1 protein-coding gene is annotated in these 419 nt (G+C 51.3%); it reads left to right on the plus strand.

What is annotated here, in order from left to right; genetic code table 11:
• A partial coding sequence (locus PPL9_RS03220; RefSeq protein ID WP_152986580.1) for an IS3 family transposase occupies positions 1–379 on the plus strand: 379 nt, incomplete at its 5' end.
• Between the last annotated feature and the right edge of the window lie 40 nt (positions 380–419).

Here is a 419-nt window from a genome sequence, read left to right on the forward strand (position 1 = left end):
TATGAAAGCGGACCTGTGCTGTGCGGCCCTCAAGATGGCCCTGGGAAGACGCGGTCCTGTTGTTGGCCTCATTCATCACTCCGATCGCGGTAGTCAATACGCGAGTGAGGAGTACCGCAAACTTCTACGGCAAGCTGGCATCACCCAATCCATGAGCCGAAAAGGCCAATGTCTCGACAATGCTCCGATGGAGAGCTTCTTTGCCTCTTTGAAAAAAGAACTGGTTCATCACACCAGGTTTCTAACAAGGGAGCAGGCCAAGGCTGCCATCTTCGACTACATTGAGGTGTTCTACAACCGTCAGCGCAGACATTCGGCTATCGGCTACAAAACGCCTTGTCAGGCGTTTGAACAAAGGGCTTGGAAAATGGCAGCGTAATGTGTTTAATCAAACTGTCCGGAAACAGGGACGAACTTCA

Source organism: Pseudovibrio sp. POLY-S9 (assembly GCF_001431305.1).
Lineage (GTDB): Bacteria > Pseudomonadota > Alphaproteobacteria > Rhizobiales > Stappiaceae > Pseudovibrio.